This window comes from Jiangella rhizosphaerae (genome assembly GCF_003579925.1).
Taxonomy (GTDB): Bacteria; Actinomycetota; Actinomycetes; order Jiangellales; family Jiangellaceae; genus Jiangella; species Jiangella rhizosphaerae.
This window is the reverse complement of record NZ_QUAL01000140.1, coordinates 1-15,689: the sequence shown is the minus strand read 5'-3', so window position 1 is coordinate 15,689 and position 15,689 is coordinate 1. Positions and strand designations below refer to the sequence as shown.

Genomic DNA, 15,689 nt, shown 5'->3' with positions numbered 1-15,689 from the left:
GATCATCAGTCAACAACGCCTCACGCGACATGAGACCAACAATCGCCGCCTACACCGCCGATCTTTAGGAGACACGCCCTAGCTCACCCCTGCTCGACGGGGACGACGACCAGCTCGGCGACGTTGACGCGCGGCGGGGCGGCGACGGCGTAGGCGATCGCGTCGGCGATGTCCTCCGGCACGAGGATCTCCATGGACTCGCGCCACTGCACCAGCTGCTCGCGGTTGCCGTCGTGCGACATGCCGGCGCCCAGCTCGGTGCCGACGAAGCCCGGCTCGACGTTCTTGACCCGGACCCGGCGGGGCCCGAGCTCGGCGCGCAGGTTTCGGGTCAGGTGCGCCACGGCCGCCTTCGTCGCGCAGTAGACGGCGTAGTCGGCGAAGACCAGGTGTCCGCCGACGGAGCCGACGTGCACCAGATCGGCCGCGCGGCCGTCGCCCGCCGCGGCGATGAGGTCGTCGGCGAACGCCCGGCCGGTGTGCAGCAGACCGGTGACGTTCGTACCGATCATCTGGTCCCACTCGCGGGTGTCGGCGGACTCGAACGGCGCGGCGAGCATGACGCCCGCGTTGGCGACGACGAGGTCGACGCCGCCCAGCTCGGCCCGGACGGTGCCGGCGGCCGCCGCGAGCGCGTCGGAGTCGGTGATGTCGACCGGCACCGCCAGGGCGCCGATCTCCGTGGCGAGCGCCTTCAGGCGGTCCTCGCGCCGGCCCACGACGGCGACGGCGGCACCGTCGGCGGCGAGCCGGCGCGCCGTGGCACCGCCGATCCCGCTGGTGGCTCCGGTGACGACCGCGACGCGGCCGGTCAGGGTTCCCTGCGAAACAGCTGGAGTGGTCATGCACCCAGGCTGCGGCCGGGACCGGCACCCAACCAGATCGCCCGACCACCAGGAGACCGGACCCTGGGAGTCGCACGGCCACCCACCGCACCCACGGGAGCGCCTACGCTCGGCAGGTATGACGGACGGCGACAACCGGCTCGGTGAGTACCTGCGCGCGCGGCGCGAGCTGGCTCAGCCCGCCGACGTGGGGCTGCCCGACGGGTTCGGGCGGCGGCGGGTGCCAGGGTTGCGCCGAGAAGAGGTCGCGATGCTGACCGGCGTCAGCGCCGACTACTACATCCGCCTCGAGCAGGGCCGCGACAAGCACCCGTCCGACCAGGTGATCGAGGCGAGCTGGTCATCGCCTACCACGCCGAACCGGGCAGCCCGTCCGAGCAGGCGCTGGCGCTGCTCAGCAGCACCGTCGCCCCCGAGGACGCGAACGCACCGACGACGAACGTCAGGTCGTCTTGATCCTCACATCCCGGCCAGGATGTCGACCACGACCACCACCGTCGAGTTCGCGGGGACACGCTCGGTCGGTTCGGCGCCGAAGGCCTTGCGGGGCGGAACGACCAGCAAGACCCGGCTGCCGATCGGCTGCCCTGCCAACCCCTCCTGCCAACCCGTGATCGCGTCGGCCAGGCGCATGACCGTCGAGGGACCGTCGTTCCAGGCCGAGACCACCTCCGTCCCGTCCCACAGCCAGGTGCTGTAGTTCACGACCAGCCAGGACTCCGCGGTGACGGGGTCGCCGGTCCCCGTGATCAGCGGCTGCACCACCAGGTCGCCCGGCGGCTCGCCCTCGGCCGGCGTCAGCGTGGGTGTGCCGTCGCCGGCGAAGGTGACGACCGGCAGGCCGGCCGGCGGCGTCACCGCCGTGCCCTCCGCCTGCGCGAACACGGGCGCCGACGCGAGGATCTCGAAGGAGTAGATCGTCGTGAGACCGTCGACCGGGGCGCCGAACAGGACCCGGGAGCCGACGGGCGTCCCGACCATGGCCTCGAGCAGCGGCTCCGGCAGGCCGCCCGGCTCGGCCACGAGCAGCTCGGGGCCCTGCTCGTAGGAGCTGGCCTCGATGGTCTCAGTCTGGGGATTGAAGGACGCGACGTGGACCGCCAGGGCGTCGCCCGGCTCGACGACCTCGCCGGTGCCCACGTCCGCCACCCGGGCGACCTCCCCGGTCAGGGTGAGTCGCGGCTCGGCGTTGAAGAACGGCATGGTGCCCGGGTTCCCGGTCAGCGTGACGCCCTCGAGCGCCGCGACGTCGGCCTCGTGGTCGACGGGCGGGGACGAAGCCGGAGGAGCTGCGGGCCCGGACGGCCCACCGGGCGCGGACGGCTCCGCGGTCGCGCGCTGCCCGGCGGAGGCCGGGGTGTGAGGCTCGTCCCCGGAGCAGCCCGCCAGCAGGAGAACGGCCAGGGCCGCACCGGCCGCGGTGACGGAAGTGGTTCGTCGCATGTGTGCCACCCGCCCCTCAGATGCCGGCCAAGATGTCGATGACGTACACCAGGGTCGACCCGGCGGGGATGAGGTCGCCTCTCCCCTCGTCGCCCCAGGCCAGGTCGGGCGGCACGACCAACATCACCCGGCTGCCGATGGTCTGACCCACCAGTCCCTGCCGCCAGCCCTCGATGGCTCCGCTGAGGACGATGGACTTTCCGGCGCCCTCCTCCCACGTGTTCTGGAACTGGGTGCCGTCCCAGAGCGCGCCGACGACCTGGACGACCAGACTGGAGTCGGCCGTGACCGGCTGGCCGGCGCCGATGAGCAGGGGCTGGACGACCAGCTCCTCCGGCGGCGGGCCGTCGGTGGGAACGATCACCGGCATACGGGCGTCGGTCGTGGCGCTGTCGGCATGGTCGACGAGCGGCAGTCCGGGTCGCAGTCTCGCCTCGGTGCCCTCGGCCTGGACGGGAACGTCCAGCATGGACTCGATCTCGAACGCCCACAGCGTCGTCTCGTCCTCGGCCACCGGCGCGGCAAGCAGAACGCGGGCCCCCACCTGCGCGCCGACCAGCACGTCCAGCAATGCCGCCGGCATGTTGGCCTCGTCGGTCATCAGGATCTGCGGAGCGCCCTCATAGGTGCTGCCTTCCTCGGTCCCGTCGGAGCCGTTGACGGTCACGACATCGGCCACCACGGCGCGGTTCACCTCGATGACCTCACCCGCGCCCGGCTGCATGACGCGGGCGACGGGTCCCGTCACGCTGAGGGGCGGGGTGAAGGCCAGCACGGGCGCGGCTCCGGGTTCCGCCGTCTGTGTCACCGTGGCCAGCGCCGCGGTGTCCGCGGCCGTGTCGATCGACGGGAGCGCCGACGGGACGGCGGCCGAGTCGTCGGCACCCTCCTCGCCCTCGTCTCCGGCACACCCGGCGAGCAGGACGCCGGCCAGGGCCACGCAGGCGGTGAGACAGGTGATTCGGCGCATGGGTTCGGTCCTCATCGTCAAGTCGTGCCAAGACTCCAGCGCAGTGGCCGCTACTGCGGCGCGGCCACTCGCGTCGCCGGATGGGAGCCGTGCCGCCGGGCTGCCCCGGCGGCACGGCCTTGGAGGAGCGACTAGTCGTCGCAGGCGAAGGGCGCGGCCGTGTACTGGTACTCCACGTCCTTCGTGAACGGGAACTCGACCGGGTCGCCGCCGGCGGTGGCCGCGACCGTGAACGTCCTTTCCGGAACGGTGTCGAACCGGGTCCCGATGGAGACGTTCACCGTCTGGCCGGGCGCGATGGACTGGAAGGTCCTCGTGCCCTGCGGCGTGGTGACGGTGACGTCCTCGGCCGCGACGTCATCGGTGTTGGTCACCCGATAGTCCATCCGCGCTCGGTCGGCGAAGCACCGGCCCGACACCTCGGTCGTCAGATCGAGCGAGTCGATGCCCTCGTACGGCACGTCGATCGAGTACGTCTGATCGCCCTTGGTCGCGGTCACGTGTGCCACGCCGTCGGGAATCGAGCCGTTGACCTTGAACCTGGCGTTCGGATGAGCGTCGGGACGCACGTCCGTGAACGTCTGGGTGCCGTAGTCGGTCGTCACGGTGATGTCGATGTTCGGAACCGTCTCCTCGAGGTTGATCACCTCGATGTCGAGCTGCGGCTGCGTTCCGTGCCAGTTGTCGACGTTGGCCTTGGCGAGGATGGACACCGGCGGCCGGTTGTCGGCGGGCTCGTACATGCGGACGTCGTCGAACTGCAGCCAGCCCTCGGTCGAGTTGGTGTACTCGATGCCCATCATCACGAAGTCCGGGTAGGCCGAGTTGGCATGCCACATGTCCGGCCACGTGCGCTTGGTCGTGCTTCCCTGCCGCGTGCCGTCGGGGTTGAACTGGTTGGTCGTCGACCGGGCGTAGCCGTTGTAGCGGCCGTCGTAGTGGTCGCCCGGGTAGGCGTTGTAGCGCCACACCGGGTTGTTGTTCAGGATGAACGGGCGGTAGTAGCGGTAGGTGTGCCAGCCCACGTCCTGGAACATGCCGCTCCACTCGAGCGTGTAGCCCAGCTCGGAGCGCTCGACCGCGAAGGTGTACGGAATGTACGGGAAGAACCGCGGATCGGACTGAGCCATGGCCCGCGGCGCCTGCGAGGTGGTGTCCTCGTAGATCATGCGTCCGGGGTGATCGGGGTCCGGGACGGAGTTGTTGCAGTCGGAGAAGAACCGCTGCGACTGCCCGGCCATGCGGCCGACCTCGTAGTAGCCACCGGCGCTGTTGAAGCCGTTCATGCGGCCGCTGACCCACGGGTTGACGCCGTTGCGATGCGTCTCCTGCATGCGCGTCAGCGTGCCGGTCTCGGAGTTGCAGACCACGCCGTTGTTGTTGCGGTCCGGGTCAGTGGCGAACTGGTCCATCAGCACCTTGCGGTGGTAGTGCCAGAAATGCAGGTTGCGCGGCATCGGGTACTGCACGTCGGTGACCGTCAACGCGTGCAGGCCGTTGTAGCCGGCGCCACCGTAGTTGAGCGGGTTCCAGTTGCCCTCACCGCACTGCGGAGTCGTGTACGCGTTGGTCGGGGTGTCCGGCCACGGGTACTGGTTCTTGCAGTTCTCGCGGCCGAGGGCGTCGGTCAGCGTGAAACCGTTCCACCGCGGGGTACCCGGCTCGATGCTGTACTCGCCGTCGTCGCCGTACTCGAATCCGGGGTGCTCGGTCCACATCGACCACTCCCCGGTCTCCGGGTCATACCGCTCGCCACCCATCTCGTAACGAGTGACCGTGTACTCCATGCGATATTCCGCGGGCATCGGCCTGGTGTTGCGGATCATGGCGCCGGCGGTGGGGTCGTCGGACCTGAGCTCCGCGACGATGTCGCCCGTCTCGGGCTGCCTGATGACGTGGAAGACGCCCGGACGCTCGGGCTGGTTCTTGCCCGACGTGAGGTCCTGCTGGCGGCCCGTCAGCGCGACGGTGATCCAGTTGTCCTCGCCGATCTCCTTGGTCTTCTCCCAGGTCCGGAACGACCTGATGGCCTGGCCGAAGCCCATGCCCATCTCGCCCCAGTAGGCGTCGCCGTCGTCGTCGCTGATGGTGTCGTAGACGTTCTCGTAGTTGTCGAGCTTCCATGGGATCTCGTCCATGTCGATGTCGAGATCCTCTTCGTCGAACAGCTCGCGGTACTTCAACTTCCAGCCCGGCCGGAAGGTCTCGTCGACGGCGGCTTCCGCCCCGCCGTCCGCGTTGTCCCCACTGGCCGACGCCGCCGACGGGCCGGTGGTCAGGGTCAGGACGACCGCCAGCCCCACCCCCAGCCCCAGCGCTGGGGTCAGTTCACGTCTTCTTCGCACTTGTTCTACCCTCTTTCCTTCGGGTGCGTTCGAGAGAGCTTGTGCCGACTTTCATCCCTTCTGTCGAGTCGATTCGGTGGGATACTGACTTCGCCGGTCGGCTTTGTGGTGCGCCTGCGCGGGCGCTAGTAATCGCTGGTCGCGTCGAAGTACTCGGCCGCATTTCCCAGCCGGACCAGCGGCGACGGCACGACGGAGTTTCGGGCGAAGTCTTCTCGCTTGAAGATGGTCGCCATCAGGTTGACGCCCTGCTCGCCGATCGCATCCGGGTCGACCAGGGACGTGGCATTGAAATTGGAGCCGTCCATGATGGCCTGGAAGGCTTCGCGCGTGCCGCCCACGCCGACGAAGATCATCTCATCGGAACGTCCCGCATCGGCCGCGGCCTGCTGCGCCCCCAGACACATCGCGTCGTTCTGGCAGAACACGGCCACGATGTCACCGTGACTCGCCAGGAGTGAGTTCATGACGCTTTCGCCGCCGGCCTCGGTCCAGTCGCCGAACTCCTCGGCCTCGACCAGCGACATCTCGGGCAGGGTCTGCGCGAAGCATTCCTCGAAGCTCTCGGCCAGGAGGAGCCCGATCGGATGATCGGCCGGGCCGCCCTTGACGGTGGCGACCTTTCCCCTGCCACCGAGGGCACTACCGATGTAGTCGCACGAATCCCAGCCGACCGTCGAATAGTCGGGCCCGACCCACGCGTTGTAGAAGCCGGAGTCGAAGAGCCTGTCGACGAAGACGAGCGAGACCTGGGAGTCCTTCATCGCCAAGGACACGCCCGGAGCGTTGACCAGGTCGCCGCCCGAGACGATGATGCCGTCGACGTCCTGAGCCAGCAGACCGGTGACGTCGGCGGCGAGCTGAGCGGCGTCTCCGCCGGCGTCCGTGCTGACGGCGGAGATGCCGACCTCGGCCGCCCGGTCCTCCATGGCCGTGTTCAAGGCGGCCAGATAGGGCGTCGCCAACGAGTAATTGGCGATGCCGATCGTGAAACCGTCGGCCCGGAACGGATCGACGGCAGGCGCGGCCGAGAGCGAGCTGACCGGGCTGGACGACTCCGCCGGCGCCGAAGCACGATCGGCCGCTTGACAGCCGGCGAGGCCGAGCGCGATCACCGTCACGCCCGTCAGAGCCACAAGGGTTCGAGTCGACCGCAGCATGGACGTCACTGTCCTTCTCTGGTGATGGGAAGTGCGTTCTGATATCGGGCAGGCACCGGCCCTGGAGAGGGCTCCGTCCGGAACGAGACTCGCGTTCGACTGTTCCCATATGCGAACCTCGTTCTCATACGCGACGCCACCATAGGGAGCGGCGTCACCTGCCGTCAAGGGGGCCCAGCCGCGGCTGCCGGCGTGGAGGAGACCTTGACGAGGCATGATGCTGGCTGTACCGTCCCGTCCAGAAATACGAACCATGTTCCTAATCGCGAACACACTACGGGCCATCGCCCGGCACACCTGACGCCATCGACGAAGCTGGAGAAGTTGCGGGATGCCTGATCAAGCGGCGTACACCGACGTGACCAACCCCGGCACCGGGGAGGTGCTCGGCCGGCTGCCCATCATGACGCCCGCCGAAGTCGACGCCGTCGTCGCCAACGCCGCCGCCGGGCAGGCCGCCATGGCCGCGATGCCGGCGCACGCCCGCGCTGACCTGCTGCTGCGTGTGGCCGCCCGGCTCGAGGCCGAGCGCGACCCGCTGGCCGCGTTGCTCGCCGCCGAGAACGGCAAGCCCATCGAGCAGACCGAGGGCGAGGTCGACGCGGCCATCCGGATCTTCCGCGGCACGGCCGGCGAGGCCACCCGGCTGTTCGGCACCCAGTACCCACTCGACGCGGTCCCCGGCCTGGAGCGGCACCTTGCGGTGACCGTCCGTGAGCCGATCGGCGTGGTGGCCGCCATCGTGCCGTTCAACTACCCCGTCGAGCTGTACGCGCACAAGGCCGCCGGGGCGGTGGCCGCGGGGAACGCCGTCATCGTCCAGCCGCCCGTGCGCTGCCCGCTGTCGCTGCTGCGCGTGCACGAGCTGTTCGCCGAGGCCGGCGCGCCGGAGTTCGCCCACCAGCTGGTCACGGGCGGGGTCCCGGTCTCGCAGCGGCTGGCCGACCATCCAGGCATCGCCGCCGTCGGCCTCACCGGCAGCACCGCCGCCGGGCGCGAGATCGGCCGCCGCGGCGCCGCCACGTTCAAGAAGGTGCTGCTCGAGCTGGGCGGCAACGATGCGCTCATCGTCTGCTCCGACGCCGACCTCGACGCCGCCACGGACGCCGTGGTGCTCGGCCGGCTGGCGCGCGGCAACGGGCAGATCTGCTGCGCGGTCAAGCGGGTTTACGTCGACGACGCGGTGCACGACGAGTTCGTCGAGTCGCTGGTCGCGAAGGCCGCGGCGCTCACCGTCGGCGACCAGCTGCAGCGCAGCACCGAGGTCGGCCCGCTGATCGCCGAGTCCGCGGCCGAGGCGGTCGAGGGCGCGGTCAAGCAGCTGATCGACGACGGCGCCCGGCTCGCGGTGGGCGGGGTGCGCGACGGCGCCTTCTACACGCCCGCGGTCCTCACCGACGTGCCGGCCGACAGCCCTGCGCTGGCCGAGGAGATCTTCGGCCCCGTCGCGCCGGTCGCCCGGTTCACCGACCCGGCCGAGGCCGTCGCCCTGGCCAACTCGTCGCCGTACGGGCTGCAGGCGGCCGTCTTCACCCGCGACGTCTCCCGCGCGTTCACCATCGCCAAGCAGCTCGACGTCGGCGGCGTCGTCATCAACGGCTCGACGGCGCTGCGCGCGGAGAACCTGCCGTTCGGCGGCACCAAGGACACCGGCGGGCACCGCGAGGGCTATCACCACACCGTCCGCGACCTGACCCGCGAGAAGACCATGATCGTGATGGAGGCGTTCGGGTGACCCTCCGGATCCGCGGCGTCCGCAAGTCCTTCGGGCAGGTCGAGGTCCTGCACGGCATCGACCTGCTGGCCGAGAAGGGCGAGGTGCTCGCCGTCGTCGGGGCCAACGGAGCCGGCAAGTCGACGCTGATCAAGATCCTGGCCGGCGCCCAGCCGGCGTCGGAGGGCGAGCTTTGGCTCGACGGCGAGCGGCTCGACCTGCGCTCCCCCCACGACGCGCACGAGGCCGGCATCCGCACCGTCTACCAAGAGCTCACGCTGGTGCCGGAGCTGACCGTCACCGAGAACCTGCTGATCGGCAGCCTGCCGCGGCGGGCCGGACTGATCGACTGGGCCGCGGCGCACCGGCGCGCCCAGGAGCTGCTCGACGAGCTCGGCTTCGGCGCGGTCCGGGCGACGACGAAGGCCGGCCGGCTCAGCGTCGCCCGCCAGCAGATGGTCGAGATCGCGAAGGCACTGGTCAGCGAGCCCAAGGTGCTCGTGCTCGACGAGCCGTCGGCGGTGCTGGCCGGCAGCGATCTCGACTCGCTGTTCGCGCTGGTCCGGCGGCTGCAGGAGCGGGGCGTCATCGTCATCTACATCTCGCACCGGCTGGCCGAGGTCGCGGCGCTGGCGAACTCGATCGTCGTCATCCGCGACGGCACCGTCGTCGCCACGACCACCCCGGCCGAGACCGACGAGTCCGAGCTGATCGCGCTCATGGCCGGCCGCCGGCTCGAGCGCATCTATCCCGACCGCCGCCCGGCCGCCGGCGACACCGTCCTCTCGGTGCGTGGGCTCACCCGCGCCGGTGAGTTCGAGGACGTCAGCTTCGAGCTGCGGGCCGGCGAGATCGTCGGGCTGTTCGGGCTGGTCGGCGCCGGGCGCAGCGAGCTGGCGCACTGCCTGTTCGGCGACACCCGGCCCGACGGCGGCAGCGTGCGGCTGGACGGCGCCGAGCTGCAGCCCGACGGGCCCCGCGCCGCGATCAGGTCCGGCCTGGCGCTGGTGACCGAGGACCGCAAGCGCACCGGCATCGTCGCGTCGATGACCGTCCGCGACAACATCGCGCTGGCCACCATGCGCGCGACCATGCGGGGCCCGCTGATCGACGGCGCGCGGCAGGGCGCCCGCGTGGCCGGCATGGTGCGGCGCTTCGACATCCGCCCCGCGCACAGTGCCGCCATGCGCATCGACCGGCTCAGCGGCGGCAACCAGCAGAAGGCGATCCTCGCCAAGTGGCTGCTGGCCGGGCCGCGGGTGCTCATCCTCGACGAACCCACCCGCGGCGTCGACATGGCCACCCGCGTCGACATCTACCGCACCGTCGACGAGCTGGCACGCTCCGGCTGCACGGTCCTGCTGATCTCGTCCGACCTGACGGAGGTGATCGGCGCGACCGACCGGGTGCTCGTCATGCACGACGGGCGGATCGCCGGCGAGCTGGACTCGGCCGGCGCCACGGAGGACCAGGTGCTCGCGCGTTCGATCGGAGAGGCAGCAGCATGACATCCCAGACCGCACCGCCGCCCGTCGAGGACGAACGCCGGACCCCCCGGCGCCAGCTCCCTCGGCTCGTGGTCGGCGGCCGCGACGTCACCAGCGGCGTCGGGTTCGTCGTCGCCCTGGTGCTGCTGGTGGTCCTGGCGGCCGTCACCACCGAGAACTTCCTGACCGAGCAGAACCTCACCAACCTGCTGCGGCAGATGGTGACGGTCGGCCTGCTCGCGTACGGGATGCTCGTCGTCATCCTCACCGCCGGCATCGACCTCTCGGTCGGTTCCGTCGTCGCGTTCTCCGGCATCGTCAGCGCCGGGCTGGTCGCCGACCTTCCCATCCCGCTGGCGCTCGCCGTCGGCGTCGCGGCCGGCATCGGGTTCGGCCTGGTCAACGGGCTGTTGATCGCCGGGTTCGACCTCGCGCCGTTCGTCGTCACGCTGGCCGCGCTCACCACCATCCGCGGCCTGGCGTTCGTGTACTCCGAGGTGCCGATCGCGCCGGAGGACCCCGGCTTCTTCACCCTCGGCACGGCGCTGGCCGGACCGATCCCGGTGCCGACGCTGATCATGATCGGGGTGTTCGTCGTCGGCGGCATCTTCCTGACCCGGACGCCGGCCGGGCGGGCCATCGTCGCCATCGGCGGCAACCGCGAGACCGTGCGGCTGGCCGGCATCAGCGTCAAGAAGCACCTGGTGCTGGCCTACACGATCAGCGGCACCTGCGCCGGCCTCGCGGGCGTGATCCTCGCCAGCCGGGTCGGCATCGCGCAGCCCAGCGTCGGCGTCGCGTTCGAGCTCGACGCCATCGCGGCCTGCGTCATCGGCGGCGCCAGCCTCGCGGGCGGACGGGGTTCCGTGCGGGCCACGCTCGGCGGCGTCATCGTCCTCTCGCTGATCAACAATCTGCTGAACCTCCACGGTGTCCAGAGCTTCTGGCAGCAGGTCCTCAAGGGCCTGATCATCATCGCCGTGATCATCGTCCAGCGCCGCTCGATGGGCGAGCGCGCCTGAACGGCAGCACCATCCACCAGCTGACACCACAGGAACAGGAGCAACGGACATGAAGGCTTCCCGGATCGGTGCCACCGTGGTCGCCGGCCTGCTCGCCCTCGGGCTCGCGGCCTGCGGCTCTGACGACTCCGGCAACACCAGCGGCGAGGGGGGCGAAGGCGGCGACTACACCGTCGGCGTCGCGAACTTCACCCTCGGCGGCCCCTACTTCAACGGCATGGACACCGCGATCCGCGCGCAGGCGGAGGAGCGCGGGGTCGAGGCCATCAGCACTGACGCCAACGGCGACGCCGCGAAGCTCGCCTCCGACGTCGAGGACCTGATCAGCCGCGGCGTCGACGCCGTCATCATCTCCGGCGGCCCGCTCGAGTCCGCGCCGGCGGTGCTGAACTCGCTCGACGCCGCCGGTATTCCGGTGGTGCTGGTCGACCGGCAGTTCCAGACCGGCGAGTACACCAGCTGGCTGGGCCCGGACAACGAGCGCATCGGCGTCCAGGACGGCGAGTTCATCGCCGAGTACCTGCCCGACGGCGGCAAGGTCGGCGTCATCAAGGGCGGCCCGGCCGACAACAGCATCGGGCTGGCCCGCACCGAGGGCTTCCTGTCCGTCATCGGCGCCGACCCCCGCTTCGAGGTCGTCGAGGCGCCGGACTTCGGCGGCTGGGGCTCCGACGGCGGCCTTACCGTCATGGAGAACCTTCTCGCATCGCACCCCGACCTGGTCGCGGTGTTCTGCGAGAACGACGCGATGTGCCTCGGCGCGCAGCGGGCCATCGAGAACGCCGGACTGTCCGACCAGATCGTCCTCGCCGGCGTCGACGGCCAGCTGGAGGCGCTGGAGGCGATCGCCGCCGGCTCCAACTACGTCGTCACGGGCCTGAACAGCGCCGACGAGATCGGCCGGCTGGGCCTGGACCGCGCCCTGGACATCCTGGAGGGCGAGGACGTCGAGAAGGACACCGTCGTCGACTCCCCGCAGATCACCCAGGAGAACGCGCAGGAGCACATCGACCGACTGAACGAGATCACCAGCGGGTCCTGAGCCGCGACAGCGCCCCCCAAAGCCGCGGCCGGCCACCCGGGAATCNAGCGCCCCCCAAAGCCGCGGCCGGCCACCCGGGAATCCCGGTGCGGCCGGCCGCGGTTTCGCGTGTCAGCGGCCGTGGACGAGCAGCGTCCGCACGGCCCACACCGTCTGGTAGCCGCGCCACTCCAGGGCGCCGGCCGCCGACGACGAGTCGAAGTCGACGACCCAGCCGCCGTCGTCCTCCTGCAACCGCTCCAGCCGGTCGAGGTCGCGGCCGACGGCGGCCGGGTCGAGCAGCGCGCGCAGCGGCCGGTCCGGCTCCGGCGACAGGTCGAGCAGGTGCATCGCCTCGCCCTCGATACCACCCTCGACGGGGATGCCGCCGTCGGCCGGCACCAGCCGTCCCAGCCACTCCAGCTGGGCGGCCGCCTCGGGCCGGCTGTCGTGGATCACGTCCAGGAAGACCAGAGAACATCAGCTCGTGAGCGTGCGGCCGCTCGGTTGCGGCGATCGTCCGCTAGCAGAAGTCGGTGACCCGCTCCAGCCACGGGTGCCCGACGACGACGGGGTCCAGCCGGGCCGCGCGGTGGGCCTGCCCGGCGACCGCCGAGCTGATCTGCGGCCGTCGCACCCGGTGAGTCGCTCGGCCTGCTCATAGTCGCGCTTGCGCTGCTCGGGCTCGGCTGGAACTTCGGGCTGATCGCCGGCACCGCGCTCGTCGTCGACGCCACCGTGCCGGCCAATCGGGCCCGCACCCAGGGCACCATCGACGTCCTCGTCGCACTCGCCGGAGCCGGCGGCGGCGCCATGTCCGGGGTGGTCATGTCCGCCTCGGACTACGCGACCCTCTCGCTGGCCGGCGGCGCGCTCGCGCTGTTCCTGGTCCCGGTGCTGTTCTGGGCCCGCCGCGACCAGCGCACCACGGCCCGGACCGCCGCATGACCCGCACACCGGCACCGATCCGCCTGGGCCTGCGCGAGAACGCCGCCCAGTTCACCCTCCTGGTAGCCGTCAACGCCCTGGTCGGCGGCATGGTCGGTCAGCAGCAGACCGTGCTCCCCCTGCTGGCCGAAACCGACTTCGGCCTGACCGGGTACACATTCATCTTCGCCTACGTGGCCGCCTTTGGCGTCACCAAGGCCGCCACCAACTACGTCGCCGGCACCCTCGCCGACCGCTACGGCCGCAAGCCCGTCCTTGTGATCGGCTGGCTCTTCGCCATCCCGGTGCCACTGCTCATCATCTGGGCGCCGGCGTGGGAATGGGTGATCGCCGCCAACATCCTGCTCGGCATCAACCAGGGTCTGGCCTGGTCCACCACGGTGATGATGAAGATCGACCTCGTCGGACCGCGCCAACGAGGCCTCGCGATGGGTCTGAACGAAGCTGCCGGCTACAGCGCCGTCGCCGTCACCTCTGTGCTCGCCGGAGACCTCGCCGAACAGCACGGACTGCGGCCGGCCCCGTTCTTGCTCGGCCTCAGCTACGCCGCCCTCGCCCTGCTGCTCTCCACCCTGTTCATCCGCGAGACCCGCGACCACATCGCACTCGAAACCGCCTCCGCGGCACCGTCGCCAGCGAGAGATCGGCAGATCTTCGCCCACGTCACCTGGCGCGAACCCGCGCTCTCCGCGGCCAGCCAAGCCGGCCTCGTCAACAACCTGAACTCGGCTTGTCCTGGGGCGTGTTCCCCCTGCTCTTCGCCACCGCCGACCTCACCGTCGCCCAGATCGGCGTCCTCGTCGCCCTCTACCCCGCCGTCTGGGGCGCCGGCCAGCTTGCAACCGGTTGGTTGTCCGATCGATGGGGCCGCAAACCCCTGGTCACCGGCGGCATGCTCCTCCACGCCGGTTCGCTGGCCATCATCGCGTCCTACCACGACCTCACGGGCTGGGCAGCCGGAACAATTCTCCTCGGCCTCGGCACCGCAATGGTCTACCCTGCGCTGCTCGCCGCCGTCCGCGACGTCGCCCACCCCGCCTGGCGCGGCCGCGCCATCGGCATCTACCGGGTCTGGCGCGACCTCGGCCACGCTGTCGGTGCCATCCTCGGCGGCCTCGTCGCCGACACCGTCAGCCTCACGGCGGCCGTCTCGACCGCTGCCGCACTGTCCCTGACCTCCGGGCTCGTCGTCGCCATCCGCATGTACGAAACCCACCCCGCACCGGGTAGCGGCGGCCCGACCTTTAGGACTTGACCTTGGAGTCGGCTAGAAAGTTCACCGTGCAGGCATGGCCCGTGACCAACATCGGCCGCGGCCTGGCAGGCGGCACCCTGTCCCAGACCAAGCGGCACGGACTGCATAGGCGCGTTCCCCTCGCACGCGGCGCATCGGTGGTTACACGCCGGCCGGGTTGATGGGTTCGGATTGGTAGACGTCGTCGGGTTTGACCCAGACGCCTCGGCCGGGGAGGCGGCCGGCGGTGTCGTCGAGTTGGACGTAGCGGTGGGTGCCGCCCCAGCGGGTCAGGGTGCCGGCCAGCCAGGCCTCGCCGACGACGCCGTCCTGGTCGGCCCAGACGACGCGGACCCTGACGCGGCGGGGGTGGGGCCGGTCGGGGTAGCTGGCGGGGTCGTCCGGGACGTGTCGGTTCAGCACGTCTCGCCATTGCCGCACGTGCGGCGGCTGCTCGGGGTCACCCATGCCGCTACGATAGAACACATGTTCGATGCTCGCTTGTGGTGTCCGGTCATGCATGGTGGGGTGGTCCGTGGTGGGCTGGAACCCTCGGCCTGACATCCCGTGGCGCGAGTTCGAGCGAGCGCTGACCTGGGGCAGCGGATGGCGCAGCGACGGCGCGAAGCTGCCGCCCCGCCCGCGACCCGAGCCGTCGGCGCCGGAGACCCCGCGCACGCCGCCGGCGGTACCGTGGGCGGAGCTGCACTGCCACTCGGCCTACTCGTTCCTGGACGGCGCGTCGGAGCCCGACGAGCTGGTCGCCGAGGCGGCCTTCCAGGGGGTCGGGACGCTGGCGATCACCGACCACGACGGCATGTACGGGGTGGTGAAGTTCGCCGAGGCCGCCCGCGAGGCCGGCATCGCCACGGTGTTCGGCGCCGAGCTGAGCCTGGAGCTGACCCAGCGGCAGAACGGCATCCCGGATCCCGAGGGCCGGCACCTGCTGGTGCTGGCCCGCGACCCCGACGGCTACCGGCGCCTGTCCGCGGCGATCTCGGCGGCGCAACTGCGCGGCAGCAAGGGCCGACCCGTCTACGACCTCGACGAGCTCGCGGGCGCGCACGACGGCCGCTGGGTGATCCTGACCGGCTGCCGCAAGGGCCTCGTCCCGGCCGCACTCGCCACCGGCGGACCGGCGGCGGCTGAGGCCGAGCTGCGCCGCCTGGTCGAGCTGTTCGGCCGCGAGAACGTGGTCGTCGAGCTGATCGACCACGACCAGCCGCTGGACGACGACCGCAACGACACCCTCGTCGAGCTCGCACACGAGGTGGGCGTGGGGGTGGTGGCGTCGAACAACGTCCACTACGCCACCCCGGCCGGCCGGCGGCTGGCGCAGGTCATGGCGGCGGCCCGGGCGACGAGCAGCCTGGCCGAGCTCGACGGGTGGCTCCCCGCCGCCGGTGGGGCGTTCCTGCGCTCCGGTGAGGAGATGCGGGCCCGGCTGGCCCGCTACCCCGGCGTGCTGGAGACCACCGTCGAACTCGGGCAGGCGTGCGC

Annotated in this window: 12 protein-coding genes and 3 pseudogenes; 8 read left to right on the top strand and 7 right to left on the bottom strand. The window is 70.9% G+C overall.

The genetic code is table 11. The features are described from left to right. Positions 1 to 83 precede the first annotated feature (83 nt). A complete protein-coding gene (locus DY240_RS14250; protein ID WP_119660524.1) occupies positions 84 to 845 on the bottom strand; it encodes an SDR family oxidoreductase in 762 nt (253 codons plus the stop codon). 118 nt (positions 846 to 963) lie between these two features. On the opposite strand from DY240_RS14250, the pseudogene DY240_RS34105 reads away from it, so the two are divergent. After that, a pseudogene (locus DY240_RS34105) lies at positions 964 to 1,179 on the top strand (helix-turn-helix domain-containing protein); the annotation flags it as partial. Positions 1,180 to 1,304: 125 nt separating this feature from the next. Here the strand turns inward: DY240_RS34105 and DY240_RS14240 are convergent. The 4 genes from DY240_RS14240 to DY240_RS14225 form a co-directional block, all read right to left on the bottom strand. Continuing rightward, positions 1,305 to 2,288 (bottom strand): FKBP-type peptidyl-prolyl cis-trans isomerase, encoded by a 984-nt coding sequence (locus tag DY240_RS14240; protein WP_119660523.1) that lies wholly within the window; start codon positions 2,286 to 2,288, stop codon positions 1,305 to 1,307. Between the two features lie 16 nt (positions 2,289 to 2,304). Beyond that, entirely contained in the window at positions 2,305 to 3,258 is a 954-nt protein-coding gene (locus DY240_RS14235) for an FKBP-type peptidyl-prolyl cis-trans isomerase (RefSeq protein WP_199701494.1), read from the bottom strand. A gap of 131 nt (positions 3,259 to 3,389) precedes the next feature. Further along, the gene (locus DY240_RS14230) at positions 3,390 to 5,603 is read right to left on the bottom strand and encodes a COG1361 family protein (RefSeq protein ID WP_147375323.1); all 2,214 of its coding nucleotides are present in this window, start codon (positions 5,601 to 5,603) and stop codon (positions 3,390 to 3,392) included. Positions 5,604 to 5,728: 125 nt separating this feature from the next. Further along, complete coding sequence (locus tag DY240_RS14225) at positions 5,729 to 6,763, bottom strand: sugar ABC transporter substrate-binding protein (protein ID WP_158602851.1); 1,035 nt, start codon at positions 6,761 to 6,763, stop codon at positions 5,729 to 5,731. Between the two features lie 331 nt (positions 6,764 to 7,094). Here DY240_RS14225 and DY240_RS14220 point away from each other — a divergent pair, with 331 nt between their 5' ends. The 4 genes from DY240_RS14220 to DY240_RS14205 are packed head-to-tail and all read left to right on the top strand — an operon-like array spanning position 7,095 to position 12,028. Continuing rightward, entirely contained in the window at positions 7,095 to 8,498 is a 1,404-nt protein-coding gene (locus tag DY240_RS14220) for an aldehyde dehydrogenase family protein (RefSeq protein WP_119660519.1), read from the top strand. After that, entirely contained in the window at positions 8,495 to 9,985 is a 1,491-nt protein-coding gene (locus tag DY240_RS14215) for a sugar ABC transporter ATP-binding protein (protein WP_119660518.1), read from the top strand. Before DY240_RS14220 ends, DY240_RS14215 begins: the two co-directional genes overlap by 4 nt. Then, positions 9,982 to 10,986, top strand: a complete 1,005-nt coding sequence (locus DY240_RS14210; RefSeq protein ID WP_119660517.1) for an ABC transporter permease — start codon at positions 9,982 to 9,984, stop codon at positions 10,984 to 10,986. Before DY240_RS14215 ends, DY240_RS14210 begins: the two co-directional genes overlap by 4 nt. A 49-nt stretch (positions 10,987 to 11,035) precedes the next feature. Beyond that, the gene (locus tag DY240_RS14205) at positions 11,036 to 12,028 is read left to right on the top strand and encodes a sugar ABC transporter substrate-binding protein (RefSeq protein WP_119660516.1); all 993 of its coding nucleotides are present in this window, start codon (positions 11,036 to 11,038) and stop codon (positions 12,026 to 12,028) included. A 111-nt stretch (positions 12,029 to 12,139) separates the two neighbouring features. Here DY240_RS14205 and DY240_RS14200 read toward each other — a convergent pair whose 3' ends face one another. After that, positions 12,140 to 12,466, bottom strand: coding sequence for a hypothetical protein (locus DY240_RS14200; protein ID WP_119660515.1), 327 nt, complete (start codon positions 12,464 to 12,466; stop codon positions 12,140 to 12,142). 165 nt (positions 12,467 to 12,631) lie between these two features. Between DY240_RS14200 and DY240_RS34100 the strand changes: the two are divergent. Together DY240_RS34100 and DY240_RS14190 are read left to right on the top strand one after the other, a co-directional pair. After that, positions 12,632 to 12,955: pseudogene (locus DY240_RS34100) on the top strand (MFS transporter); the annotation flags it as partial. Beyond that, positions 12,952 to 14,210: pseudogene (locus DY240_RS14190) on the top strand (MFS transporter). The pseudogenes DY240_RS34100 and DY240_RS14190, both read left to right, overlap by 4 nt. A 141-nt stretch (positions 14,211 to 14,351) precedes the next feature. Here DY240_RS14190 and DY240_RS14185 read toward each other — a convergent pair. After that, positions 14,352 to 14,657: a YlxR family protein gene (locus tag DY240_RS14185; RefSeq protein ID WP_119660514.1), complete on the bottom strand. Its 306-nt coding sequence runs from the start codon at positions 14,655 to 14,657 to the stop codon at positions 14,352 to 14,354. A 52-nt stretch (positions 14,658 to 14,709) separates the two neighbouring features. Between DY240_RS14185 and DY240_RS14180 the strand changes: the two genes are divergently transcribed. Further along, positions 14,710 to 15,689, top strand: a 980-nt coding sequence (locus DY240_RS14180; RefSeq protein ID WP_199701488.1) for a PHP domain-containing protein, incomplete at its 3' end; no start/stop codon positions are given.

Bases quoted from the DNA above. Each gene is read 5' to 3' on its own strand.
- DY240_RS14240 (WP_119660523.1), bottom strand. From the start codon at position 2,288: ATGCGACGAACCACTTCCGTCACCGCGGCCGGTGCGGCCCTGGCCGTT.
- DY240_RS14205 (WP_119660516.1), top strand. From the start codon at position 11,036: ATGAAGGCTTCCCGGATCGGTGCCACCGTGGTCGCCGGCCTGCTCGCC.
- DY240_RS14235 (WP_199701494.1), bottom strand. From the start codon at position 3,258: ATGCGCCGAATCACCTGTCTCACCGCCTGCGTGGCCCTGGCCGGCGTC.
- DY240_RS14225 (WP_158602851.1), bottom strand. From the start codon at position 6,763: ATGCTGCGGTCGACTCGAACCCTTGTGGCTCTGACGGGCGTGACGGTG.
- DY240_RS14250 (WP_119660524.1), bottom strand. From the start codon at position 845: ATGACCACTCCAGCTGTTTCGCAGGGAACCCTGACCGGCCGCGTCGCG.
- DY240_RS14210 (WP_119660517.1), top strand. From the start codon at position 9,982: ATGACATCCCAGACCGCACCGCCGCCCGTCGAGGACGAACGCCGGACC.
- DY240_RS14220 (WP_119660519.1), top strand. From the start codon at position 7,095: ATGCCTGATCAAGCGGCGTACACCGACGTGACCAACCCCGGCACCGGG.
- DY240_RS14185 (WP_119660514.1), bottom strand. From the start codon at position 14,657: ATGGGTGACCCCGAGCAGCCGCCGCACGTGCGGCAATGGCGAGACGTG.